Consider the following 25,409-nt stretch of genomic DNA (forward strand, 5'->3'; position numbering starts at 1 on the left):
CATCATCCACTGGAACGGGCGGCCGACGTAGCACCAGCGCGGGGCGCGTTGCGCCTTTCAAGTCACCATCGCCGTTCACCTCTCGTCGGGAAACGTGTAACGGATTCGTGATTGCCCCGATAGCTCTGACGTCCGATCGCTTCCGCCGCGCGGACGTTTCTGCCAACTGTAGAGGGGACCGATGCAGGAGCCGATGTGCGCAACGATGTCATTGCCGGATGGCGTAGGGGCAGCCGGATCCGTCCGGGCCCCGCGGTTGAACGCGACAGCGCCTCCGGACGACCCGCTCCCCGCACGGCCCGCGATGGTGTGGGAACGGCGGTACCGATTCGCGGTGATCGCCAGCGATGTCGTTGCAACAGCGGTGGCTTCGGCTGCGGGGGCGGTCTGGGTGGCAGTGCTGGACATCGCGGTGCTGCCTCCGATGGTGTTGGCATTGCTCACCGCGGTGGCCGTGTTGTGGGCCCTGGTCGGTTCCTGGAATATCAGGGTCCTGGGGCAAGGACACGAGGAGTACCGGCGCCTGGGGCGAGGGATCTTCTCCGCTGGCGTCGTCCTGGCGGTCGCGGGGCTTGCGGTACCGCCATTAGACGTGCGGCCATGGGTTTTCGGTGTCTTACCCGCGCTTGCGCTTCTGGTGCTCGCTCAGCGGTACCTGCTGCGCCGCTACCTGCACAGCGCCCGCAGCGGCGGCAGGTGCCTCCTACCGGTGATCGCCGCGGGCAGTAGGCACACGCTGCGCGATCTCATCGCCCGCACCCGCCAGCAGCCGCACGTCGGATGGCAGATCCAAGCGCTGTGCCTTCGTCCCAAGGCCGACGAGGGGCCGGTCTGTGAGGTGGAAGGCGTTCCGGTGATCGGTGATGTCGATGAGCTCGCTGAGCACGTCCGGCGCGGCGGGTACCGGGTGGTCGCCATCACCGCCGATGCCTACTGGACTCCGCGCCGCTTGCAGGAACTGGCGTGGAAGATCGAGGACACCGCCGCCGAGATGGTCGTTGCCCCGGTGCTGATGGAGGTGGCCGGTCCCCGGCTGCACGTGTCGTCGGTGCTGGGGATGCCGATGCTGAAAGTCAGCGAACCCTCCTTCACCGGTGGTCGCCGAGTCGTGAAGGCTCTCGCAGACTGGGTGAGCGCGCTGTTCCTGCTGGGCCTGATCGCGCCGGTGATGCTGGCGATTGCCCTCGCCGTGAAGTTGTCCGATGGTGGACCGGTGATCTACCGGCAGCGCCGGACCGGACGAGGCGGCACCACGTTCACGATGCTGAAGTTCCGCACGATGGTGGTGGGCGCGGACGCGATGCGAACCGCGTTGCGCCCGGACAACGATGCGGAAGGACCGTTGTTCAAACTGCGCCGCGACCCGAGGGTGACCAAGGTCGGTGCTCTGCTGCGCCGCTACTCGCTCGACGAGCTGCCGCAGCTGTTCAACGTCCTCGCCGGGCACATGTCGCTGGTCGGCCCGAGGCCGCCACTGCCGGAGGAGACCGAGACCTACGACTACGTGGTGGGGCGCCGCTTGCTGGTCAAGCCGGGGCTCACCGGGCTGTGGCAGGTCAGTGGTCGCAGCGACCTGTCGTGGGCCGAAAGCGTCCGGCTGGACCTGCGGTACGTGGAGAACTGGTCGCTGACGATGGACGCCGTGATCCTCTGGAAGACCGTGCGCGCGGTGCTGACCAAGCAGGGCGCGTACTGACGGCCGTTGACTCGTCAGCGGCGGCGGGCGACTGACTCGTCAGCGGCGGCGGGCGACTGACTCGTCAGCGGCGGCGGGCGACGTCGGTTGCGATCGCGGCGATGTCGTCGTGGTAGCGCTGCGGTGCGAAAACCTCCTGGGCGTGCTGGCGAGCCTGCGCTGCCGTGTCGAGAGTTCCTTGCCATTGGGCAAGCGCATCGCTGATCGCTTCGGCGAGGGCGTCGGGGTCGTCGGCGGGCACGACGCGGCCGTAGCGTCCCTGCGCGACGGTTTCCGGCAAGCCCTGCACATCGGTCACGATCACCGGGGTTCCGGCCAGTTGCGCCTCCACAGCGGTGTTGCCGAAAGGCTCGAACCGTGACGGGACCACCGCGATGTCGGCGCCCCGGTAGGCATCCCAGACGTCCGCGCGAAAACCGCGAATGGTGACCACCTCGGCCAGGTCGTGACGCCGCACGAGGTCCACCAGTTGCCGCTCGTACCACTCGTAACCGGTGAACGCGGACCCCAATAGTTCGAGGACGACGTCGTGGCCATCGGCGCGCAAGCGGGCGATCGCGCGCACCGCGACGTCGGTGCCCTTGCGCGGTGACAGTCGGCCGACGAGCACGATCCGGACCGGATCGGGTCGCTCACCGCCACGGGACGCGGCATGCGCCGGCCCGGCAATACCGTTGTAGACCAGGCGGATCCGGTGACGCAGCCGAGGCAGCGGTCGCGTGATAACGCGAGCCGTGGCCTCGCTGTTCACCACGACCGAGGTCGCACACAGCAGGGGAGCGGCGAGCGCGGTCCTGATCAGGCGTGGTGCGCTGTCCTCAGCCTCGTGCACGTGGGCGATCACCGATCGCCGGGTCGAGCGGGCGAGCAGGAGCCACAGCGGCACGGTCACGGTATTGACGTACACGACGTCGGGGCGGGTCCTCCGCAGCAAGCGCAAAGCCGGCGCCACTGCCCGCAGGCCTTCCAGCAGCAGCCGCAGGAACCCGGCCGGGCGCAACGCCGACTTCCGCAGCACCGGGGTCGGGCACAGGACCACGTCCGCGCCTTGGTCGCGAAGTCGGTCGGCGAGCGGCCCCCGCTCCGGCAGCGCGACCACCACCCGCCAGCCCGCATCGGTCAACGCGATGACCGATTCCAGGAATATGCGGTCGGATCCGTACAGTTCGGCACCCGGATGGACCATCAGCGCGGTTCGTTGGACCAACGTCGCTCCAGCTCTTTGACGGGGATATGGGGTGGCAGCACCGAGGGCGAGTTCCGTGCACCCGCCATGCTCGTCCACGCGGCTAGCAGGAACAGCCAGACGCAGGCGACGTTGGCCGGAGCGCCGAGCCCTTCGGTGAACATCGAGTTGGCGAGCAAGCCCGACAACACCGCGAGGACCAGGATGCGATCCAGCCGCGGCTCGGGCCGGAGGTTCCGCAGCGCGACCGCGGCGGTGAAGATGCGGCCGAGCAGCACGAGCCACACCACCGCGCCGAGCAGTCCGGCGTCGACGAGCACGTTCACCAGCCCGTTGTGTCCGCCGCCCAACCCGATCTCGTCGAGGAACAAGCCCCGGGAGGCGGTGAGACCGTGGCCGTAGAGCGGGCGTTGGACGAACGCATCCAACGCGTAAGCCCACAGATCCGTCCGCGAATTCAAGGACGCGAGCCGTTCGGCGGACTCACCGCGGACGAAGAAAGCCTCGATCAGCGGCCCCGCGGCGAGCCACGCGGTGATCAGCACGAGCGCCAACGCCACCGTGATCTCCAGCCGCCGGCGGCCGCGCCACCGCAATCCCGCGATCGCCAGGCAACCCACGATCGCCCCGAACGCGGCCCCCCGCGTGTTGCTCCCGATCAACCCGGCGGCGCAGATCGCCAGCAGCACGAGGTAGGCGGGCAGCGGCCAGTGCGGGCCCGGCCGGGCCAACCGGTGACCGAAGGCGTACGTGACCAGGATCACCACCGCGAGCGCGAGGAACTGGCCCGCGTCCACCGGATGCAGGTACAGCCAGGTGAACCTGCCGGGCTGCGTCGGAAGCCGGGGGAACGGCACGACCACGCCGAAGACGACCGAGGCGCTGACCAGGACTGCGAAGGCGTGCGCGATGCGGTGCAGCGCATCCCGGGCGCAATGGCGGGCAATCGAACGGCTCAGCGCCAGCACGACCACGACCTGGCAAGCCCGCACGAGAGCCAGTTCGCGGTAGGGCGAGTACAACGCCGAAAGCACCAGGACGGCCGCGTAGGAATAGGCCGAACAGGTGATCCAGTCGGCGCGCCGCAGCTGGGACGTGGGGCGGAAGCGCAGGAACAGGAAGCACGCCACGGCCGCGTAGACGGCGATTTCGGCCAGTACGAACAGGTCGGGCGAGCCAGACACCGACTGGTCGTCGGCGCGAACGCGGAACTTGTATTCGCTGGCCACGATCAGTGCGAGCACGCACACGACGGGCCAGCGCTCGGCGTCGTAGGCCCGGCGACGCGACACGCCATAGCGGCGTCGAAGGGCATTCCAACTCACGGCCGGTCCTCGGATCAGGTGGGTTCGGGCGCGAATGCGCCGAAGACGGGTTGCCGAATGGGTGTAACGACTACCCGCCGTCGGCATATTACAAGCTGGGCACCGAATCGAGTGAGCCGCGCGAAAGCAGCTGTGCGGCTCCAGGGCTGCCCGTCGTGATTCGGTGGCCGCCCTTCGACGAAACGGTAGAACGAAACATGCGGATTTCGATGATCGGAACCCGCGGCGTGCCCGCGCGTTACGGCGGCTTCGAGACGTGCGTCGAGGAGGTGGGGAGACGACTCGTCCAGCGCGGACACGAGGTCACGGTGTACTGCCGCAACCTCGGCGGGCGCGGCCCCCGCCCCGAACGCCACCTCGGGATGCGGCTCGTGCACCTTCCCGCGCTGCGCCGCAAGACATTGGAAACGCTGAGCCACACGGCCCTTTCGGCGTTGCACGCGGTGGCACGGCCACCGGAGGTGGCGGTGGTGTTCAACGCCGCCAACGCGCCGCTGCTGCCACTGCTGAGGCTCCGCGGAATTCCCACGATCACCCACGTCGACGGCTTGGAGTGGAAGCGGGCCAAGTGGGGGCCTACGGGGTCGGCCTACTACCGCCGTGCCGAAGCGCTCGCCGTCCGCTGGTCCGACGCGCTGATCGCCGACGCCCGGGGAATCCAGGACTACTACCGCGATCGCTTCAACACCGAGACCGACTACATCCCTTACGGGGCACCGGTCCTCACCGAGGCCGGGACCGACGGCATCACCGATCGCGGACTCAGCCCCCGCCGCTACCACCTGGTCGTGGCCAGGTTCGAACCGGAGAACCACGTGCACGTGGCGGTCGAGGGCTACCTCCGCAGCAACGCCCGCCACCCGCTGGTCGTGGTGGGATCGGCACCCTACGCCGACGAATACACCGCGAGCATCGCGCGAGCGGCGAAGGGCGATCCCCGGGTGCGGCTGCTCGGCGCGGTGTGGGACCAGCGACTGCTGGACCAGCTCTACGGCAACGCCTTGACCTACATCCACGGTCACTCCGTCGGCGGCACCAACCCCTCGCTGCTGCGCGCGATGGGCGCAGCAGCCCCGACTTCCGCCTTCGACGTACGTTTCAACCGCGAAGTCCTCGGCTCGTTCGGCCGCTACTTCCGCGATCCTGACGACCTCGCGGCGTTGTGCGACGCTGCGGAAGCCGACCCGGCCGGCACCTTGCTGCGCGGAAAAGAGCAGGTGGCCTCGCTCGACCGCTACACGTGGGACGGGGTAGCGCAGAAGTACGAAGAACTGGCCGCCCGCGTCCTGATCGAGGACGGGCGCACACCCAGGCCGCGCGGACTGCCCGGCGCGCGGGCTGACGTCGCAGCGGCCGTGTCCATGCCTGAAACCAAGGAGGTCCGATGAATCGCGCGCGGAAGCTTTCGTGCGTCGCCGCAGTGGCCGTCGCCGCGTTGTCGGCAGCGGTGGTGCCGGGGCCGGCAGCGATAGCGGCGGAGTTGCCGCAGCCGGTCACCGCCGGGGCGCTGCCGACGCCGCAGACCGACGGTGTGGTCTTCGCGGTAGCCATCGTGGGCAACACCGCCGTCGCCGGCGGGAAGTTCAGCAAGGCGCGCCCGGCCGGCGTGGCGGCGGGGGGACCAGGTGAGGTCACCCGAAACAACCTGCTGGCCTTCGACGTGACCACCGGCGAACTCCTGCCGTGGGCACCGGTGGTCAGCGGCAGCGTGTTCTCCGGCGCGGACCCGGGACCGTTCTGCAAGACCGCCGGCACCGGGCGGTGGATCTGCGACACCGTGTTCCGGATCGAGGTTTCGCCGGACGGGAAGAAGGTCTACGTCGGCGGCGACTTCGACAAGGTCGACGGCCAGTGGCGCTCGCGCGTGGCCGCCTTCGACGCCGCGACCGGCGCGCTGGACCCGTACTTCAAGCCTCGCGTGGCCGGCCGGGTCCGCGGCCTGTCGATCACCGACGACACCGTCTATCTCGGCGGCGGCTTCAACGCCGTCGACGGCGTGCCGCGCACCCGGCTCGCCGCGGTTTCCACCGGCAGCGGCGCGCTGTTGCCCTGGGCTCCTACCGCGGACCGGGAGGTCTTCGCGGTGCTGGCCGCCCCGGCCCAAGGGCGCACGGTGATCGGGGGAGCCTTCGACAACGTCAACGGCACCTACCGGCACGGACTCACCGCGGTCGACGCGGCCAGCGGTGCCCTCGTACCGTGGAAATGGGTCACGCCCTCGTCCGATGACACGATCACGGACCTGGCCACCGACGGCACGGGGACGGTCTACGTCGGTTCCTACAACTGGCTCGGTGGCAACCCCCGGCTCGAGGGCAGGGGCGCCATCGACATCGCCACCGGCACGCCGCGCTGGATGGACGGCTGCTACGGCGACACCCAAAGCGTCGCGGTAGCGGGCGGTGTGCTCTACAGCGCCTCGCACACCCACAACTGCGCGGCCATCAACGCCGTCCCCGAGAACGGAACGATCGACTACCACCGGCTGCTCGCCGAGACGACGACCGCTACCAAAACGGCCCAGCGCAACGTCAACAACGTGCGATCCGGCGACCCGATCCCGGAGTTGCTGCCGTGGCTGCCCAACACCAACGGCGGCCCCGCCGGCAGCCCGTGGTTGAACGGGCCGTGGGCAGTGGACAGCGACGGTCGCTACGTGGTGGTCGGCGGCGAGTTCACGACGGTCAACGGCAGCGCCCAGCAGTCGCTGACCCGCTTCGCCGCCCGGGGCGTTCCCGGCGCTGTCAACAACGGGCCGCAGGTGCCGTTCCCAGCCCCGGAGCTCAACCGGCGCCTGTTGGGCGGAATCTCCATCAGCTGGACGGGAACTTGGGACGCGCAGAACCGGGAAATCCGCTATGAGGTGATGCGCACCGGAACCGCGAACCCGATCTACACCACCACCAGCAGCGCCTGGCCGTGGTCGGTGACGACGATGAGCTTCACCGACAACCAAGCGCCGCAGGGCAGGGCCGAGTACTGGATCAGAGCGGTCGACGCCGACGGCGCAGTGCTCAGCACCCCGCGCAGCAGCGTCGGCTGATCCCGAGGGGACGCGGGGACGTCGGAGCAGGCGTCCCCGCGCTCACCCGCGTGGGCCGGTGAGCACGCCGATGTCGGGGTGGTCCAGCGGTGGAATGCCGAGTATCCGGGCGACATCCGGCGGCAGGGCTCGACCGGCGCGGACACCCGGCGTGGAGGGGCGAAGCGAGTAATCGCCCCGGCCCGGATCGCGGAACGGGGCGGGCGGCGGTGCTACCGCCAGGCTGTGCAGGTCGAGTCCCGTCCGTTCCCGCAACTGCGGCAGCGTGCTGATCACGACGACCTCACCCGAGCCGAGCGACCAAGTGCCCAACGGTGCCGAGCCCGCTGCCCGCAGGAAGGCGTTGCCGTCGCTGGCGGAGATGAACGGTGACGCCGGTTGGGGATTCGGCTTGTAGTCGGCGGACTCGATGAACGGCTCGGTGTCGTGCTGCCTGATCAGGAAGTTGTTCACCAGCTCGGTGTTGGACGTGATCCAGGACAGGCCCAGCTCCGCGCTGTAGGGGTCCGAACTCGCAGACCGCTTGTCGTTGTACAGCCCGAGCTCGATCCCGTTGTCGGCGAACGTGTTGTGCACGAGCCGGACGTGGTCGGAACTGGAGACCTTGATGCCGTGCCCGCCGTTGGAAACCACGACGTTCGACGCGATCAGCGCCCTTGCTGAGACCTCGTAGAACAGGCCGTTCACGGCGTTGCCCCGCGCGATGTTGCGGACCACCACGGCATCGGTGCACCCCAGATCGCACCACCACCCGGTGCCGATGTTGTCCGCGAACGTGTTGTCGGACACCCACGCCCGCTTCGTGCGCGTCACCTTCGCCCCCGCCGCTCCGATTGCCTCGCCGGCCAAGGCGAAGTGCTCGTTGTTGTTGCGCGCGAAGGTGTTCGCGACCAACCGGAGCCCGTCGGCCCGGTTGGCCATCAAGCCGACCAGGCCGTTGTCGAGGAACTGGTTGCCGATCACGTGGGCATCGGGTTGGAAGACCGCGGCGCCACTGGAGGCGGAAGCGGCGAAGATGTTGTTCTCCAACACCACCGACGGCGCGTTCACCACGACCATCGCGCCGCGCTGGCCGTACTTCTGGTTCGCGCCGTAGTGCGCGATCCCGATCCCGCGAATCGAACTGCCCGCGGCTTCCGGGCCGTCGAACTGCAGCAGCCAGTCGAACTCGGTTGCCTCGACGAATCGCCCGGCCGGGTCCTCGCCGATCACCAGTTCCTCGCGCGCGACGTCGACGTAGAACGTGCCATGGGTGATAGATCTCCGCTCGCCCACCTGCCGAAGTGGCCTGCCGTCGACGAAAACCATGTCCGGTAGCCCGGCCAGCGGGTGCGCCGGGTCGATGATCTCGGGCAGGAAGCAGGTCCGGCACAACGGCGGGTTCCAGCCCGCGTGCCGCCACGCATCGCCGTCGCGGGACCACTGCGAGACCACCCGGCTGCCCTTGAGCCAGACGCGCTCACGCGGATACGGCTGGATGGACAGCTTCTTGCCGATGACGCCGACCGTCTCCCGGTACGTTCCCTCTCGCAGGACGATCGTGGCGCCGGGCAGTGCCCGGCGCACCGCCTCGCCGAGACTGCGCAGCGGTCGCGCTTCGTCGCCCTGCGCGGAGTCGTTCCCGTTGGTGGCGACGAAGAGCGCGCCGGCGGGCACCGGGTAGTACGTCTTGTCGATCGTCGGGTCGATGGGATGCGCTGCGGTTCTGTCGTTGCCGTTCGCGGCGCAGGACACCAGCAGCGCGGTCACGAGGGTGATTGCGGTCACGACGGCGATAGCGGGGACGCGCCGGTCGCGGCGACGCGGCCGGTTCATGCCGGCCCGGGCTCCAGCTCGCCGAGCACACCGGGCGAGGGGAGCGAGATTCGTTGCCGCAGCAAGGTGCTGGACGTGTGGGTGGTGTAGCTGAAGTAGCGGATTCGCGCCCCGACGGCGGACAGCTTGCGCTCCAACGCCTCGGCGCGTGCCGTGCCGCGCCAGTCGCTGCCCTTGAACAGCACGTCGAACCGGAGACGTTCCCACATGCGGAACTTGTCCTCGTACTGGTCGGTGACGGCCTCGGCGACGCACCGGATGTTGCGCACGATCTCGAACCGCTCCTCGAAGGGGATGACCGGCTTGCGGCCCTTCACCTTCAGCAGGACGTCGTCGGTCACCACACCCGCCACCAGGTGGTCGCATTCGTCACTGGCCCGCTGCAGGATGTTGAGGTGTCCGATGTGGAACATGTCGAAGGCGCCGGGTGCGTATCCGATGGTGGGCATCGTCACCGCTCCTGATCCGCAGCCGTGCGGTCGAGGCGCGCCATGTCACCGAACCATTTCGGCAGCGCCGCGGCGAGGAATGCGGTGTTGAGCAGGAAGAGCGCGCCGTAGAGCAGGGAGAACGCCATCGGGGACCCCAGCAGCAGGAAAGCCAGGCACAGCACCCCGTAGTCGGTCGGCAGGACCAGCAACGACCGCAGGATCGAAGGTGATCCCGCAGCGGGGGCCGGTGTGCCGGAACCGGAGTTGCGGCCGCGGCGCAACTGATCGTTGAGGATCATCGCGAAGAACATGACGGTCTCGACCGCGGCGTAACCTAGCGGGACCAGCAGGAAACCGCTGGGGAGGTCGAAGAACCGGAACGCGCAGACGAGCACGGCCAGGTGCAGGGTGGCGATCTTCGCGCTGTCGATCACGTGGTCCAGCCACTCGCCCGCGACGCTGCCGGTGCGCCGCAACCGGGCGAGTTGCCCATCGGCCGAATCCAGCGCGTACCCGACGACCAGCGCCAGGCTCACCGCGATGCCCAGCGCCCACGACGGTGTGGCGGTGGCGACAGCGGCGATGCCGGCGAAGGTGAACAGCGCGCTGACGGCGGTGACCTGGTTCGGTGTCGCCTTGAGCACGAAGGCGGCCGCCGCGAGGTAGCCACCAGCCTTGCGGTTGACGAACCGCGAGTAGGCCGGCGCTCCCTTGGCCGGCTTCTGCGCGGACGGTAACCGGCGCAACGCCGCCGCAAAGCCGGATTTCGGCATGTCGGTGGTGGTCATCGAAGCCTTTCACTCCTGCCAACACGTGTGGAAATCACTGGGTAGGCCAAAGCGCGGTGCCGCCGGGCGGAGGAACTTGACAGGCGATCACCATCGTCTGAATACTGAAAAATATCGGTGTTCTCCTCCCGGGTAGCCCGACCGGTCGACTTGCCCCATCGACCGCGAATTTCCAAGCGGTTTCCGATCACTGCGCTCACGCGGTATTCGCCGCAGGGGCCCGGTGCGTTACCGATCGGCGCCGGCCTGTCCGGAGGAACACTCAACTTTTGGCACACAGAGCGGAATGACGGTCGATGGACGACGCCCACCCGGCACCGACGATCTTCGGTGCGTTGTGGCGGTATCGCTGGATCTCGTTGGTGATCGTGGCAGCCGCGGTGCTGATCAGCCTGCTGGTCCCACTGGTGGCGGGCGACGGCCGCAGCGCCCAAGCGCGCATCGTGCTCAAGGCACCCGACCAGACCGGGGTCCTCGGGATCGAGATGGCCAGCGAGTCCAGCTTCCTCCGCTACGTCAAGCAGCGGGCCTTGTTCGTCACCTCCGACGAGGTGCTCGACGACGCGCGTGCCCGGCTCGGCGGCCAGGAGACCGTGCTGCAGCTGCGCGCCGCCATCACCGCGGACGCCTCTTCGAGCGGCGAGTCCATCGAGATCAACGTCGACGGGCCGGGCTTAGAGCGTTCCGTGCTGATCGCTAACGCCGTCATCGCCGCCTACCAGGACCGGTCCAGGGCAGAGGTGATCGCCACCACGGACAAGGCGTTGGAGACGTTGCACGCGCAACGCGCGGCGATCGTGGCGGAGGCTGGCGCGCGCCCGTCGAGCAGCCCCGTCGGCTCGGCCGCCGGCTCGACGCTCAGCGACCTGGACAAGCAGATCACCCGGATCCAGGTGGTGGCCTCGCAGTTCGCCGACGGGGTGTCGTTCGTGGATGTCGCGTCTCCGGAGAGCACGAGTCCTTGGCGCGCGGTCCTGCGCGATCTCGCCGTCGGCACGGCGGTCGGCCTGATGCTCGCGGCCGCGCTGGCCTGGTTCCGCGCCGATCGCGATCACCGGGTGCGCGATGCCGACGACCTCACCCGCGTCGTCGACGAACCGGTGCTCGGCGAGATCGAGACGCTGCCCTCCCAGGCCATCCTGGCGCTGCGCAGACCAGGCGTCCCGCCGCTGCGTTCCTACCAGCTGGTGGCCTCCGGTCTGCGCTCGACGGTGGGCCGGGGAGTCGTGCTCGTCACGGGCCCGTCCGGCGGTGAGGGAGCGACGACGACCACGATGCAGATCGCCAGCGCCGCCGCCCGGGACGGCCTGCAGGTGCTGGTGGTCGACGCCGCGATCCGCTCCCGCGACCTGTCTCAGATGCTGGGGCTGGCCGACTGGCCCGGGCTGACCTCGATCGCTACCGGGGACGCGTCGCTGGCCCAGTCGGCGCACCCGGTGCACCTGGGCAACGGGGTCGGGTTCAGCGTGGTGCCCGCGGGGCACGGACAGCCCTACTCCCGGGAGCAGCTGCGTTCCGGACTGCTGCAGCAGGTGATCGCGGAGATGCGGTCGCGCTACGACCTGGTGTTGGTGGACCTGCCCCCGCTGATCTCCCAGCCGGAGACGACGTCGCTGATCAGCGCGTCGGACGGAGTGGTGGTGACGGTGCGGCGAGACGGCGATCTCGGTTCGCTGCGCAGGTTGCGCGAGCAGCTGCAGCTGTTCGGCGGAACGATCACCGGGTACGTGCTGACATTCGCCGGGGCGGCCCCGGCCGGGCGCGTTGCCGAATCTCCCGCCCCGCAACCATCCCGATGACCACGACCGGTGCGCGAGCACCGAAACGGCGCCTCGTCGCGAAGGTCGCCGCCCCGGTGTTGTCGCAGGGCATCACCGCGGGCACGAGTCTGGTGCTTCAGGTGCTGGCCGCCCGCACGCTGGGGCTCGCCGAGTTCGGATCCTTCGTGCTACTGCTGGCGTTGCTGGTGACGGCGATCGCGCTGTACACGGGCTGGGTGGGTGACTCGCTAGCGGTCCTCGACCGCCACGAACCCCGCACCCGGGCCAGCATCGTCACCAGCGCCCTCGCGGGCTGGATGCTGTGCTTCGCCGTCGCAGTCGGCGCGGCCCTGCTGCTGCGCGACGGCGAACCAGCTACCGCGCTGGCCTTCGGGATGATGGCAGTGCTGCGACTGGCCGCGGAAACGGTGCGGCGGTTGCTGATGGCCAGATTGCAGTTCTGGCACCTCGTGGGCAACGACATCGTGCACGTCACCGCGACGGTGCTCGCGCTCGCATCAGCTGCGCTGGCCGGGCTCTCGCTGCCCGCGCTGTTCGTGTCGATGGCCGTCGGAGCGGCCGCAGCGGTGTTCGTGGGAGTTATGCAGCTACCCGCAGCGGAATTGCGGCGGCTGCGGGCCGGAACCGCCGGTCTGCCCGCGGTGATGTCGTTCGCCGCCTGGAGATCCTTGCAGGCCGCCTTGCGTCCGGCCGCGCTCCTCGGGTCACGCGCCCTGGTCGCGCTGCTGGTGTCCACGGCCGCGGTGGGGGTGCTCGAAGCCGGTCGCCTCGTCGTCGCACCGCTGCAGGTGGTGATCAACGGCGCGGGCAGTTTCTTGCTGTCGAACTTCGTAGCCAAGACGAGGCAGGACGCCGTCGCCGCGCAACGGCTCGTCCACCGCGCGACGTGGCTGCTGATCACCGGCACCGGAGTCGGCGGCGTCGCGCTGACATTGCTCGCCAACCCCCTGGGAACCTTGCTGACCGGTCAAGCCGTGGACCCCCTGCTGGTACTCGGGTGGGTCGCGTACTTGATGGTCTGGGCAGCGGGACTGCCCCATGTCACCGAGGTGGTCGCCCGGCGCATGTCGCGCCACATTTTCTTCGTCCGGCTCGCGGATTCGGCGCTGGGCATCGTGCTGGTCGCGGTCGTAACAGTCCTGTCGGGCTCCGTGATCGCCGTGCCGTGGCTCATGGCATGCGGAGGAATCTACTCGGCATGGCACGTGCGACGCCTGGCGATCCGCTCACGACGCGAAGCATGAACAGCCTAACCAGAATGGAGCGCGGGCCGATCCCGGGGCGACGCCACCGGCGCTTCAAGCGCTCTCGGGTTCGCGGCCCCGCTGCGTCGGGTCCCGGAGGGACGATGCCGGCCATCAGGCGTTTCGTTACTGTGGTCGCACGGAACGGATTCTTCGGTGAGGAGTGCGAGCATGGGACTTTTCGGCTGAATGCTGGGCAACGCTTCGCGGATCGATCCTCGTGCAGCAGCGCAGGAGTTCGGGCGCTTGTTGGCGCAGGGGGAGGAAGTTCATGCCGCCTACCAGTTGATCCGGGACTCGTTCCTCTTCACGGACCGGCGCTTGATCCTCATCGACAAGCAGGGGATGACCGGCCGCAAGGTCGAGTACCACTCGATTCCGTATCGCAGCATCACCCACTTCTCCGTCGAGACCGCCGGCACCTTCGACCTCGACGCCGAGTTGAAGATCTGGCTTTCCGGCAACGCCGAGCCGATCACGAAGCAGTTTGGCAAAGGCGTCGACGTCTACGAGGTCCAGGCCCTCATGAGCGCCTACGTAGTGCGCTGAGCGAGTCGCGAAGCACGGCAGCCCTGGATGCCGACGGGGTCCTTGGCCGATCGAGGTTCTGCAGTACAACCAGGTCTCGAGGGTGCATGGCACTGATCACGCAAAGATGTGGGTTGGCCCTGGATGGCGACCTGCCGGCTAAGGCTTCGGGGCGTGCAGCGCGGTGAGTATCTCCTTGAGAGTGGCCGCGTTCTCGAACTCATGAGACGCAGCGGCGCGGGTAGCGGCGCGCCCGTCTTCGGGCCGCGCAATTTCGCGAGAAATTGGCCGTCACCCGGGTGAACGCCAATTTCTCGCGAAATTGCGCACTTCCTGGGTGTCTGGGAACCCGTGGTGGGCGTTGCTTGCCTGGAGCGAACGGGTTTGCCGCTTCGGGGTCCGCAGCTGCGTGTTGCTGCAACGAGCGGGCGCGAAGTACCGAGTCCCCTGGGACGCGGCTCCGTGTCGTCGGTCACCGAATTAGTTGAGGAATCAACCAGTGGGCTGCGGTGTTGCAACGGTCGTGAAACGCATCGGATTCCTATCCTTCGGACACTGGTCCAGCACTCCGCATTCGCAGACCAGGACCGCCTCCGACTCGTTGCTGCAGGCCATCGACCTGGCTGTGGCGGCAGAAGAGCTAGGTGTCGACGGCGCCTACTTCCGGGTGCACCACTTCGCCCGGCAACAGGGCTCCCCGTTCCCGCTGCTGGCCGCGATCGGCGCCAAGACCTCACGCATCGAGATCGGCACCGGCGTGATCGACATGCGGTACGAGAACCCGATGTACATGGCAGAGGAAGCCGGGGCGGCGGACCTGATCTCCGGCAGCAGGCTCCAGCTCGGCATCAGCCGTGGCTCGCCAGAGCAGGTGATCGACGGATGGCGATACTTCGGCTACCAGCCAAGCGGTGGCGAGACCGACGCCGACATGGCCCGCAAGCACACTGAGGTGTTGCTGAAGATGCTGGAAGGCAAGGGGTTCGCCGAGCCGAACCCGCGCCCGATGTTCGCCAACCCACCCGGACTGCTGCGCATCGAGCCGTACTCCGAGGGGCTGCGGGACCGGATCTGGTGGGGTGCCGGCTCCAACGCCACCGCGGCCTGGGCAGCCAAGCTCGGCATGAACCTGATGAGCTCGACCCTCAAGGACGATGAGGGCGGGGCGCCGTTCCACGTGCAGCAGGCCGAGCAGATCCGGGCGTTCCGCAAGGTGTGGGCCGAGTCCGGGTGGCAGCGCGAACCGCGCGTGTCGGTGTCGCGCAGCATTTTCGCGCTCACCAATGACCTGGACCGCGCGTACTTCGGCCGCGACGGCGACAGCGAGGACCACGTCGGATACATCGACGCGAACACGCGGGCCATCTTCGGCCGCACCTACGCCGCCGAGCCCGACGTGCTGGTGCAGCAGCTGGCCGGCGACGAGGCGATCGCCGAGGCTGACACGCTGCTGTTGACCGTGCCCAACCAGCTCGGGGTGGATTACAACAGTCACGTGCTGGACAGCATTCTCACCCACGTCGCGCCCTCGATCGGCTGGCGCTGACATCTACCCGCAGGGGAGTCACCATGGGCAAGATCCTGATCATCGGCGGTACTGGATACACCGGCAGCAACGTCGTCACCGAGGCAGCCGCGCGTGGTCATCAGGTGACGTCGTTCTCGCGGTCAGCGCCCACCACGCCGGTCGCCGGGGTGGTCTACAGGCACGGCAGGGCCGAGGACGCCACGGCGCTGATCGCCGGCCAGGACGTGGTGGTCGCGACCCTGTCGCCGCGCGGGGACCTGGTGGGCCGGCTCCACGGCCTGTACCAGGACTTCGCAAATGCGGCGGCCAGCACCGGGGCACGCTTGATCGTGATCGTCGGGTTCGCGTCGCTGCGCCCCGCGCCGGGCGAGCCCAGGTTCGTCGAGGGGGAGATCTCCGAGCAGTTCCGGTCGGAGGCGCTGGAGATGGACGGGATCCGGGAATGGCTCGCGACCGGCGCGCCGGACGGACTCGACTGGACCGTGTTCTCGCCCGCGGGCGGCTACGGCTCCTGGGCTGCTGGCGAGCGGACCGGCGCCTACCGCCTCGGCGGCGACGTGGCTCTGTTTGACGAGAACGGCAAGTCGGAGATCTCCGGTGCCGACTTCGCGCTGGCGGTCGTCGACGAGATCGAGCGCCAGGAGCACCCACGCGAACACATCTCGGTTGCCTACTGAGCGTTCCGGGTCATCGGGCGCGGCGAACGGCATCGATGCCTGCTGCCGTCCGAAGAACGCCCGTGAGTGTTTTTGGGTGCCATAGCACCCAAAAACACTCACGGGCAGTCACCTGCCCCGGCCCGCATCTGCCGCCCGAAGCGTTCCGCCCGGTGGTCGAACTCGCCGGAGCCGGACAGCTGGCCCAGCTCGGAATCGAGCTCGCCGGGAACGTAGAACTCATCCGGGGGAGCGCTTTCGGCCAAGGGTACGAGCATTCAGAACGGGTCGACGACGAGGTGCTGCACGGCTACGTTCGTCCAGTGCTCGGCACGCTGGAAGCCGGACGGCAGTTCGAGCGACTGCTGGTGTCGCTGACTGCAGCCGACCTGATGGCGATCGAACCAGGGCTGACGGAGCTCACCGTCCCGACACTGGTCGTGTGGGGCACCGGAGACCAGAACTTCGCGCTGCGATGGGCGTATTGGCTGCGTGGCACCATCCCCGGCGCTACCGAAGTGGTGGAGGTCCAGGGCGGCAAGCTGTTCTTCCCCGAGGAAAGGCCTCGTAACCTCGTCCCCCACCTATGCGCTTCTGGGACGAAAACACCTCACGCTGATACCGGTTCATCGGCCGGTGCCCCTCGCCCCGCCCGCCAGATGTGAAGCACCCGAGGCCACCTCGGTTGCGTTGAACACACCGAGGCGGCCTCGGGTGGCTCCAGCCGCGACCAGAGCGGGGACTCGCGGGTCAGTTACCGGGTTGGAAACGCACGATCTGCGGGTCGTGGTCGCTGGACTGCATGGCGAACTCGGAGTTGATGTGCACCACGTCGTAGTCCACCTGCCGCGGTGTCCGCGACACCAGCATGTGGTCGAGGGCCTGCGAGCGGCCCTCGAACACGTAGCTGTAGCGCTTGTTCTCCGGCAGGGTGTTGATCAACGCCGTCAGCGCATCCCCCTGGGTGAGGGTCTGCAGGGTCGGCGAGAACTGGTAGTCGTTCAGGTCGCCGGCGACCACGACGTTCGCCTTCGGATCGGCCGCGAGCAGCTTGTCGGTGAACGCGCGCAGGACCTCGGCCTGCTTCACACGCTGCACCTCGGAGCTGCGGTTCGATGGCTGGTTGATCCCGTGCACGGACTGGTCGCCGCCCTTCGAGGCGAAGTGGTTCGCCACGACGAACACCGCCTTGCCCTGGAAGGCGAACTCGCCGACCAGCGGCTTGCGGCTGTTCTGCCACGCCGCGTTGCCCGGGTCGACCCGGCCGGGGGAAACCGACAGGTGTGGCTTGCTCTTCTCGTTGGTCACCACGTCGACCGCGGTCGTGGCATCACCGCCCGGCCGGTCCACGAACGACACCCGCTTCGGGTTGAACAGGAAGCCCACCCGGATGTTGCCACCCGGCTGGCCACCGTCGGTCATGTCCTGGGGGGCGATCTGCCGCCACTCGTAGCGCGGGCCACCCGCCGCCACGATCGCGTCGGCGAAGCGCTTCAGCGTCTGGTCCGCCGCCACCACGCCGTCGTTCGCACCCGCAGGTCCGTTGTTGTCTTGGATCTCCTCCAGCGTGACGATGTCGGGCGAGGACAGGTGCTTCACGATGCCGCTGGCCAGCCCGTCGAACTTGGCCTGCTCGTCGACGGCCGACAGGTTCTCCACGTTGTAGGTGGCCACCGCGAGCTCGCCACCCTTTTGCGGACGGGTGACCTCGCGCACCAGACCGTTGTCCTTGAGCTCGCCAAGGATCGAGGCCTGGACGGTGTACCCGCCGAACTGGCTGTACTCGACCGGTCCCGAGGTGATACCGGTGAGGACGTCACCCACGTTGGCCTGCGGGAACGGTTGTTCGGAGAACGGGATCAGCGATTGCACCTTGAGGATCCCGCTGTTGGTCGCGTCGTAGCCGAGGTACACCGAGCCACCGCGGGCAGTCGGGTGCTCGTTCGGCTTGGTGGTCACGTAGAGCTCGTTGTAGGCGGTGGTCCCGCCCACGGCACGCGCGTCGACGATGCTGATCAGCTCACCTTCGTGGGCCGCCCAGAAGTCCAACGCGTACTTCGAGGGCTCCAGCGGCAGCGATTCGATGCTGCCGCCCGGCTCCGGGACGTACTGCTCGGGCACCGTGTTCTCGGTGATCGCGACCGCATCGGGCGGCTCGTTGCCGCGCGAGGCGGTGGTCCAGGTGGCGCTGGTGAGCTCGGTGGTCGTCGGGGAGCCGGACGAGGGGCGGTACTCGGCCACCGCACCGGTGACGGTGAGGGCGTCGCCGACCGCGACGTCCGGGGTCACCGAACCGGTGACCACGAAGATGCCCTCGCTGGTCCGCGGGTCGTTGTCGGGTTCGGGGTCCTGCAGCCAGAAACCACGTGCCGAGCCGAAGGTCCGCGTCGCGGTCACTATGCCGGGGACCCGCACGACCCTGCCAGCCATCGGGGATGTCCGGGTGATGCCCTGGACGTCGTGAATGCGCGCGTCGGTCACTCCACCGCCGGGCCCGCCGGGCCCCTCGCCCGGGGAGTTCTCCGGGGTCGGCGAGCCGGCCACGAAGTCGGCCGTGTTGTCGTCGGCGTCGACCAGCCCGGGGCGGTAGACGGAGGTGGTGTTGCTGCCCGCAGGAGCCGGGCCGGTCTCCCGGAGCACCGCGCTGCCGTAGCCGACGAGGTCGACGATCCGCGAGTCGGCCGCGCAGTCGCCGGCGGTGAGGCAGGTGAGCGGGGTCGTCCCCTCGACCAGCGCCACCGTGCCGGAGGCCGCCGCCATGTTGATCGACCCCGCGGCCTCCGGTGCGGGCAGTTCGACCGTGCCGCTGCCGCCCTTGGCCTCGCCGACGAGGTAACGCGCGCCCGGTTCGACCGAACCGGACAGCGCCGTGGCCTGCCAGCGGGTGCTCGCGGTCGGCGAGGCCGGCAGGTACTGCACGCTCATCCCGGTCAGGTCCGCCGCGGCGCTGCCGACTGTCGCCAGTTCGATGAAGTCCTGGGTGAGGTGCGCGCCGGAGTTTCCGCCGCCGCCGTACACCTCGGCGATGACCGGGCCAGTGCTCGGTGCCGCCGCAGCGGGCGTGACCAGCACGGTCAACCCGCCAACAGCGGCAACAGTGACCGCCGCGAGTGCACGGCGGGGATTACGTAGGAGTGATGTCACCGAGGCATATTGACCCAATCGGGTGAACCAGTGGGACCCCGTCGATCAAGCTTCGGTGTCGGCCGCACATCCAAACGGCGAAGGTCAGTTGAATCGCAGCCGGACTGCGCCGCGTGCTGGCGTCGAGTTCCTGGTACCTCGGCTTCTGTTGTTCAGGGCCACACCAGGTCCCGCGGCTGGGCCGCCTGGTGTGCGGCGTTTCGGGGGAACCGGGCCGCTACAGGTTGTGCGAGAGCAGCCGGCTCAGCGCCTCGTCGAAGCTCATCCACCGGTGTTCGTCACCGGGTGCGACCACCTCGTAGGTGTCGTTCAAGAACTCCGCAAGCTGATCGGCATTCACTTCGAAGGCGGCCTGCCCTGACGGCGAGCTCAACTCGATCACGACCAACCCCGGATCGTCCAGTCGAGGGCGGATTCGCACGTCGCCTTCGCCTGCCTCGGCGACCAGCCCGTCGGCCAGCAGGTCGCGGGCGATCACCCAATCCACCTGACCGGCCTTGCCCACGTTGAGCTTCATGCAGATCTCGTACGGGTTGCGGCTGTCGTACCCCAGTTCCACGCCAACCGGCGCGATCACACCCGCCGGGGCTACCAGGTTGAAGACCATGGTGGCGAGCACCGTGCCGTGATCGTTTGCCATCATGTCCGCACTCCCAAGCGTCGGCTTCACTTCCTAGATACCAGCGTGCCCAACCCGGGTTCATGTCTTCTTCACGATGTCTTCAGATCCCTGGTGGCAATCCGGATGCCGCGTTGGCCGACGCCGCCCGGGTCAGCCGACCGACCGTCTATGCCTGCCTTCCGGAGACCCCCCGGAGACCCCGACGCCGAAGCGCGTCGAGCGAAAACCAGCGGAAATCGATGGCTTTCCCACGAGGACATGGGTCACCCGACATGACGCGGATGTAAGTTAGGGCGACGGCATTCTTGCGGAGTCGAAGAACCCGCCGGAGTAAGAGGAGTCAGGATCGGGAAAGTACTCCACCACTTCCTTCAGATTCAGCGTGTCGAGGCCGAGTGATACCCGGTCACCCAGCACCCGGGAAGGCCTGGAGTAGATGTCGAATATCGAATTCCCATGGGTGATGCCCGGGAAAGCCGATTCCATTCTATTTGGGTGCACAGTCGATCGAATACTTCTCTCCTGCGTCCGGTCAACGGTGCCGTGATGGGGGACAGTCGATCGGCATGAGCCGATTCGTCGAATTCGACTTCTGGCGGCCGGCGCCAAAAACTCGCTCCATTCGGCGGAGACGGTGCAGGCTCCGTGCAGGCTCTCGCCCAGGCGCTGGAACGCGATGAGCGTCGGCGGGTGTGAGACGGCCCCGTCCCACACCCGCCTTGTAAACCGGCTCAAAGAACTCGCGCGCGGCTGTGCGGGCCGCGCACCGGCGATCCAACCGGGTTATCCGCCATCACCGCGCCCGGATCACCCACAGCACGGGGCAGGCGGGCAGGGGTCGACCGTGACGTCGTCGATCACCGGTCCCCACGCACTGTTGGGGGTGGTGCTGGCGAACGTCAACATCGTGGATGTACTGGTGGCCACGAAGGTCACCTGCCGTCTCACATAGCCCATGTTGGTCATTGTTTTCCCGGTCGTGTCAAAGGAGAAGTCTTGGAAATTCTGCCCGTCGATGAGGACCTTGCCCGTTTTCAGTTTCGTCGATTCGCCGGGATTGCCGGCAAGGGAGTACGTCACTGTGTACCCTGTTCCCGGGACCGTCTTGAAAGTCTGGGCAACAGCCCCCGCATTACCGCCGTTGAGGTCGACGGACTGGTCACCGTCGGCAGCCTGCCAGAACCCTGCGCCGATCAGGTCGACATTCCCGCTCGCCACCCGCCACGGTCCGATAGACTGCCCCATCGCGAAGTTCTGGAACGTGTTTGCTGCCACCGTTGGCGTTTCGAAACTGCCGTCGTCAAAATGGCTGATCGCGCTAGGCGACGCGGAAGCCGGTGCCGTCAACAAGATGCCGACACCGCCGAACAGAACGGCCGCGGTGGTAGCAGCGAGGTAGTTTCGCATGGGCAGCAATGAATCCTCCAAGGGAAGGGCGAGTTGCAATAGTCCGCAGTTCAGTTATCAAAATCGCAGGTTGGCGACAAAGAAACTGGTTGCGGCCCACTGAAAGTAGCCGGTTGATTCGCATGCCGCAATGGGCCTTTCGGGTGGGTTTGGGCCGTATGGGTGGTCGTCTGGCCTGCTTAAAATTTATGCTCCCGCAATTGTGCCTGACGATGCGTGATCGCCAGATTTACATTTGACTATTCAAGATTTACGAAATTTTTCCGGCCTGGACGATCATCGGATGAATGAACTGATCGTTCTTCGAGCCGCGTGGCGGTCGTGGCCTGCTGGTGTTGTCAACGGCGGCCGAGGCTGCAGCCGCTAACGGCGGCAGGCGGAGAAAACGTGGTACCGCCACCCACAGCCGACATCATGAGTCCGGGCGGCTGCCTCGAATGGCCCAGCCTGCTCTCGTGCCCGAGTGTGGGAACAGAACCGCGGCCACGGGTGGCCGCACGGGTGAACTGGGGAGCGACATGCCGAAGTACTTGGTGCAGGGCAGCTACACCACCGAGGGGACGAAGGGGGTGCTCGCCGAGGGCGGAACCGGGCGGCGGGAGGCCGTTGAGAGGGTCCTCGGGTCGTGCGGCGGAACGCTCGAGTCGATGTACTTCGCGTTCGGCGACGACGATTTCTACATCGTTGTCGACGTGCCCGACGACGTCTCCATGGCCGCCACGGCTATGGCGGTGCAGGCCACCGGCGCCGTGACGTCCAGGGCGGTGCCGCTCCTCCGCCCCGAGGACATCGACGAGGCTGTGCGGAAGGCTGTCGACTTTCGCGCCCCCGGTTCCTGACGGCGGCCGATGTCGGTGCGGTCCGGACCTGCGGCCACCGCAGGCTGCTGAGCGCTGCCGGGATCGCGACGATGCGCCGTCACCCGGGGTGGGCGCAATTTCGCGAGAAATTGCGCCCACCCCGGGTGACGGCCTGCTGCGGAGTTTCATTCCGGCGGCGAAGGTCGATGCGCTGGACGGTCGAAAGTCACCCAACGCGCAACGTGGACCGAGACCCCAACGTTTTCCGCTGAACCAATGCGGCTCCCGTCGGCCCCACGTCGTGACCGGTGGCCGGTTCAGCCGTTCGCTTCCTCCGCCATCGAGTTCTCCAGGCGGCGTGGCCGGGTGAGCTGTTCGGGCTGGAGGAGGGTTTCGAGCTGGGTGGAGGAGAGCAGGCCGGTGTCGGTGACCAGTTCGGTGATGGTGCGGTCGGTGGTGAGCGCCTGCTGGGCGATGGTGGTGGCGTTGGCGTAGCCGAGGTAGCGGGTCAGCGCCGTGACCAGTCCGATCGAGTTGCGCACGGTCGCGTCGAGGTGGCTCTGATTGGCGGTGATCCCGGAGACGCATCGGGTGTCGAGCGCGTCGCACGCCGCGGTGAGATGGGTCAGGGACTTCAGCAAGCTGTGAACGATGATGGGCTCGAAGGCGTTGAGCTGGAGTTGACCGGCTTCGGCGGCGAGGGTGACGGTGACGTCGTTGCCGATGACCTCGAAGGCGACCTGGTTTACGACCTCGGGGATGACGGGGTTGACCTTCCCGGGCATGATGCTGGATCCGGCCTGCACGGCAGGCAGGTTGATCTCGTTGAGCCCGGCCCGTGGCCCCGATGAGGTCAGGCGGAGGTCGTTGCAGGTCTTGGACAGCTTGACCGCGACGCGCTTGAGCACTCCGGAGAGCTGGACGAGCGCCCCGGCGTCCTGGGTGGCTTCGACGAGGTTCTCCGCGGTGCGAACGGGGATTCCGGTGATCTCCGCCAGGTGCGTGCAGGCGCGCACGGCGTAGTCGGGGTGCGTGTTGATCCCCGTACCGATGGCCGTGCCGCCGAGGTTGATCTCCAGCAGCAGCTCGGTGGCTTCGGCGAGGCGCTGCCGGTCTTCCCCGAGCATGATCGCGTACGCCTCGAACTCCTGCCCCAGGGTCATCGGCACGGCGTCCTGCAGCTGGGTCCGCCCCATCTTTAGAACGGTGGCGAACTCGGCGGATTTGCGGTGGAACGCATCGGCGAGCCCACCCATGGCCGAGCCCAGCCGGTCCAGGCCCGAGATGAGCGCGAGCTTGATGGCGGTCGGGTAGACGTCGTTCGTGCTCTGCCCGAGGTTGACGTGCTCCAACGGGTGCAGGTGGTCGTAGTCGCCGCGGGCGTGCCCGAGGTGTTCCAGCGCCCGGTTCGCGATGACCTCGTTGGCGTTCATGTTGGTCGAGGTGCCAGCGCCGCCCTGGATCACGTCGACCACGAACTGGTCGTGGAACGATCCGCCGCGGATCTCGCTGCAGGCGGTGGTGATGGCTTCGGCCCGTTGCGGGTCGAGCAGGCCGAGGTCGCGGTTGGCGCCGGCCGCGGCCTGCTTGACCGCGGCGAGTGCGTTGATCAAGTCCGGGTACGCGGCGATCGGGGTGCCGCTGATCTGGAAGTTCTCCACCGCTCGCACGGTGTGGATGCCGTAGTAGGCGTCGCCGGGCACCTCGAGATCTCCGATGAGGTCGTGCTCGTTCCGCGCAGCGCGGCTGGTCATGACGTCTCCATTCCACCGGTGGGCGTTCCGAGCTCAAGTGCGGCGCGTGGCGGCGATCGGGCCCGGGCAGCTCGACGGCGGAGTCCGGAGTGGACGTTCCTGCGGATTTTCTGCCGCCCTCGCCGCACATCGGAATGCTGCCCGAACCGCAAACCCCGGTCAACGGCGAGGCAACCGCGAAATGACCACCGGGGTACGGGTTTTCGCCGGTCACGGCCGGTGCTTCGGGGAAAGCTCAGATCTTGCTCAAGTCCCGCAGGGGCGGGAGAAAGCTCAACTCTTGCTCAACTTCGGTGACTGCCGGCGCGGGAAGTGCTTACCGTCTCGCCCCAACGTGGACGCCGTGGAAGCGCGGCGGAACCCGGAGGAGGTGCTGAGCGCGTGACAACCAGTTTCCAGACTGCTCCGCTGCTTGCGGATCATTCGGCCGGCCGGAAACGTCGGTGGTGGCGGGTGCCCATGGGAGTGCAGGCCTTGCTGGCCATGGTCATCGGCGCGGCGGTGGGGTTCGCCGCCCCGGATGCCGGCGAGCAGCTGAAGGTCCTCGGAGACGTGTTCATCAGGCTCGTAGAGATGATCGTGCTGCCGCTGGTCTTTCCCCTCATCGTGCTGGGAATCGCCCAGATGGAATCGGTGAAGAACCTCGGGCGGCTGGCCTGGCGGACGATCCTGTACTTCGAGATCGTCACTACGCTGATCCTCTTCGTCGCGGTCGGCTTGGCGACCGCGTTCGGCATCGGCAGCGGAATGTCCATGACCGGCGGCGATGTCGGGAAGCTGCCGGGACAGGGGAAGCCCGCCGAAGTCGACTTCACCCAGCTGCTCCTGCACGCCGTGCCGGACAACGTGTTCAAGGCGTTCGGCGAGGGCAACCTGCTCGCGGTGCTCGTGTTCGCGGTGTTCTTCGGCGTCGGGCTGGCCGCCATCGGGGAGAAGGCCGCGCCGGTGCGGTCCGTCCTCGACTCCGTGAGCGAGGTGATGTTCAAGGTCGTCGGCTTCGTGATCCGGCTGGCACCGCTGGGAATCCTGGGATTCCTGGCCTACGACGTCGCGCATTACGGCCTGTCCGGGATCAAGGGCCTGCTCGGGTTCCTCGGCGTCGTGTACCTCGGGCTCGCGGTGATCATGCTGGTGCTCTTCCCGCTCATCGCCGCGGTCTTCCGCGTCCGGTACGTCCCGCTGCTGCGCGCGGTCGGCGGCCTGGCCGGGATCGCCTTCGTGACCCGCTCCTCGGAGGCGGTGCTGGCTCCGTTGCTGGCCAGGCTGGAGAAGCACGGGATCAAGCGCAGCACGTCGTCGTTCGTCGTGCCGCTGGGCTACTCGTTCAACACGGACGGTTCGACGCTGTACCAGGCGGTGGCGCTGGTGTTCCTCGCCAACGCCTACGACCTGCACCTGAGCATCGGCACTCTGCTGACCATGGTCCTCGTGCTGGTGGTGCTGTCGAAGGGCATGGCGGGTGTCGCGTCGGCGTCGATCGTGGTGCTGATGGCCGCGGGCAAGAGCCTGGGGCTTCCCGTCGAGGGGATCGCGTTGCTGATGGGCGTCGACTTCCTCGCGGACATGGCGCGTACCGCGGTGAACGTGTTCGGCAACTCCCTGGCCGCCGCGGTGCTCGACAGGAGCAACCGCGAACCCACCCGGTGATCGGCTTGCGCACG

At 67.9% G+C, this 25,409-nt stretch carries 19 protein-coding genes and 1 pseudogene; 11 read left to right on the forward strand and 9 right to left on the reverse strand.

The window, feature by feature from the left end; translation table 11 throughout:
- Window positions 1-181: 181 nt before the first annotated feature.
- Window positions 182-1,696, forward strand: coding sequence for a sugar transferase (locus FDZ84_RS26015; protein WP_168588012.1), 1,515 nt, complete (start codon window positions 182-184; stop codon window positions 1,694-1,696).
- Between the two features lie 64 nt (window positions 1,697-1,760).
- On the opposite strand, the gene FDZ84_RS26020 is transcribed toward FDZ84_RS26015, so the two are convergent.
- Both FDZ84_RS26020 and FDZ84_RS26025 read right to left on the reverse strand, forming a co-directional pair.
- A complete protein-coding gene (locus FDZ84_RS26020; protein ID WP_246868428.1) occupies window positions 1,761-2,903 on the reverse strand; it encodes a glycosyltransferase in 1,143 nt (380 codons plus the stop codon).
- Window positions 2,882-4,207: an O-antigen ligase gene (locus FDZ84_RS26025; protein ID WP_246868429.1), complete on the reverse strand. Its 1,326-nt coding sequence runs from the start codon at window positions 4,205-4,207 to the stop codon at window positions 2,882-2,884. Before FDZ84_RS26025 ends, FDZ84_RS26020 begins: the two co-directional genes overlap by 22 nt.
- A gap of 209 nt (window positions 4,208-4,416) precedes the next feature.
- Here FDZ84_RS26025 and FDZ84_RS26030 point away from each other — a divergent pair, with 209 nt between their 5' ends.
- Together FDZ84_RS26030 and FDZ84_RS41030 are read left to right on the forward strand one after the other, a co-directional pair.
- The gene (locus FDZ84_RS26030; RefSeq protein WP_246868430.1) at window positions 4,417-5,595 is read left to right on the forward strand and encodes a glycosyltransferase; all 1,179 of its coding nucleotides are present in this window, start codon (window positions 4,417-4,419) and stop codon (window positions 5,593-5,595) included.
- Window positions 5,592-6,098: pseudogene (locus FDZ84_RS41030) on the forward strand (hypothetical protein); the annotation flags it as partial. The gene FDZ84_RS26030 and the pseudogene FDZ84_RS41030, both read left to right, overlap by 4 nt.
- A 1,194-nt stretch (window positions 6,099-7,292) precedes the next feature.
- Here FDZ84_RS41030 and FDZ84_RS26040 read toward each other — a convergent pair.
- From FDZ84_RS26040 to FDZ84_RS26050, 3 genes are read right to left on the reverse strand one after another with little or no spacing between them, the layout of a single operon-like run.
- Entirely contained in the window at window positions 7,293-9,065 is a 1,773-nt protein-coding gene (locus FDZ84_RS26040; RefSeq protein WP_168588015.1) for a right-handed parallel beta-helix repeat-containing protein, read from the reverse strand.
- On the reverse strand, window positions 9,062-9,514 hold the full coding sequence (locus FDZ84_RS26045) for an adenylyltransferase/cytidyltransferase family protein (RefSeq protein ID WP_168588016.1): 453 nt from the start codon (window positions 9,512-9,514) through the stop codon (window positions 9,062-9,064). Before FDZ84_RS26045 ends, FDZ84_RS26040 begins: the two co-directional genes overlap by 4 nt.
- Window positions 9,515-9,516: 2 nt before the next feature.
- Window positions 9,517-10,284, reverse strand: a complete 768-nt coding sequence (locus FDZ84_RS26050; RefSeq protein ID WP_168588017.1) for a CDP-alcohol phosphatidyltransferase family protein — start codon at window positions 10,282-10,284, stop codon at window positions 9,517-9,519.
- A 296-nt stretch (window positions 10,285-10,580) separates the two neighbouring features.
- Here FDZ84_RS26050 and FDZ84_RS26055 point away from each other — a divergent pair, with 296 nt between their 5' ends.
- The 6 genes from FDZ84_RS26055 (at window position 10,581) to FDZ84_RS26080 (ending at window position 16,686) form a co-directional block, all read left to right on the forward strand.
- Window positions 10,581-12,083 (forward strand): polysaccharide biosynthesis tyrosine autokinase, encoded by a 1,503-nt coding sequence (locus FDZ84_RS26055; protein WP_168588018.1) that lies wholly within the window; start codon window positions 10,581-10,583, stop codon window positions 12,081-12,083.
- Window positions 12,080-13,309 (forward strand): hypothetical protein, encoded by a 1,230-nt coding sequence (locus FDZ84_RS26060; protein WP_246868431.1) that lies wholly within the window; start codon window positions 12,080-12,082, stop codon window positions 13,307-13,309. Before FDZ84_RS26055 ends, FDZ84_RS26060 begins: the two co-directional genes overlap by 4 nt.
- Window positions 13,310-13,498: 189 nt before the next feature.
- Window positions 13,499-13,858 carry a PH domain-containing protein gene (locus FDZ84_RS26065; RefSeq protein ID WP_168588019.1) on the forward strand — a complete coding sequence of 120 codons (360 nt, stop codon included), beginning with the start codon at window positions 13,499-13,501 and terminating at the stop codon, window positions 13,856-13,858.
- Window positions 13,859-14,360: 502 nt separating this feature from the next.
- Entirely contained in the window at window positions 14,361-15,383 is a 1,023-nt protein-coding gene (locus FDZ84_RS26070) for an LLM class flavin-dependent oxidoreductase (RefSeq protein ID WP_168588020.1), read from the forward strand.
- Window positions 15,384-15,406: 23 nt separating this feature from the next.
- On the forward strand, window positions 15,407-16,042 hold the full coding sequence (locus FDZ84_RS26075; protein ID WP_168588021.1) for an NAD(P)-dependent oxidoreductase: 636 nt from the start codon (window positions 15,407-15,409) through the stop codon (window positions 16,040-16,042).
- Between the two features lie 152 nt (window positions 16,043-16,194).
- Entirely contained in the window at window positions 16,195-16,686 is a 492-nt protein-coding gene (locus FDZ84_RS26080) for an alpha/beta fold hydrolase (RefSeq protein WP_168588022.1), read from the forward strand.
- Window positions 16,687-16,771: 85 nt separating this feature from the next.
- On the opposite strand, the gene FDZ84_RS26085 is transcribed toward FDZ84_RS26080, so the two are convergent.
- From FDZ84_RS26085 to FDZ84_RS26095, 3 genes are all read right to left on the reverse strand, one after another.
- Window positions 16,772-19,165: an endonuclease/exonuclease/phosphatase family protein gene (locus FDZ84_RS26085; RefSeq protein WP_305852019.1), complete on the reverse strand. Its 2,394-nt coding sequence runs from the start codon at window positions 19,163-19,165 to the stop codon at window positions 16,772-16,774.
- A 217-nt stretch (window positions 19,166-19,382) separates the two neighbouring features.
- Window positions 19,383-19,808: an SsgA family sporulation/cell division regulator gene (locus FDZ84_RS26090; protein WP_210435114.1), complete on the reverse strand. Its 426-nt coding sequence runs from the start codon at window positions 19,806-19,808 to the stop codon at window positions 19,383-19,385.
- A gap of 786 nt (window positions 19,809-20,594) precedes the next feature.
- Window positions 20,595-21,194 (reverse strand): choice-of-anchor C family protein, encoded by a 600-nt coding sequence (locus tag FDZ84_RS26095; protein ID WP_168588023.1) that lies wholly within the window; start codon window positions 21,192-21,194, stop codon window positions 20,595-20,597.
- Between the two features lie 518 nt (window positions 21,195-21,712).
- On the opposite strand from FDZ84_RS26095, the gene FDZ84_RS26100 reads away from it, so the two are divergent.
- A complete protein-coding gene (locus tag FDZ84_RS26100; protein ID WP_168588024.1) occupies window positions 21,713-22,033 on the forward strand; it encodes a GYD domain-containing protein in 321 nt (106 codons plus the stop codon).
- Window positions 22,034-22,311: 278 nt separating this feature from the next.
- Here FDZ84_RS26100 and FDZ84_RS26105 read toward each other — a convergent pair whose 3' ends face one another.
- The gene (locus FDZ84_RS26105) at window positions 22,312-23,748 is read right to left on the reverse strand and encodes an aspartate ammonia-lyase (protein WP_168588025.1); all 1,437 of its coding nucleotides are present in this window, start codon (window positions 23,746-23,748) and stop codon (window positions 22,312-22,314) included.
- A 381-nt stretch (window positions 23,749-24,129) separates the two neighbouring features.
- Here FDZ84_RS26105 and FDZ84_RS26110 point away from each other — a divergent pair, with 381 nt between their 5' ends.
- Window positions 24,130-25,395 (forward strand): dicarboxylate/amino acid:cation symporter, encoded by a 1,266-nt coding sequence (locus FDZ84_RS26110; protein WP_246868432.1) that lies wholly within the window; start codon window positions 24,130-24,132, stop codon window positions 25,393-25,395.
- Window positions 25,396-25,409 lie beyond the last annotated feature (14 nt).

It is taken from the genome of Saccharopolyspora sp. ASAGF58, assembly GCF_012277335.1.
Lineage (GTDB): Bacteria > Actinomycetota > Actinomycetes > Mycobacteriales > Pseudonocardiaceae > Saccharopolyspora > Saccharopolyspora hattusasensis.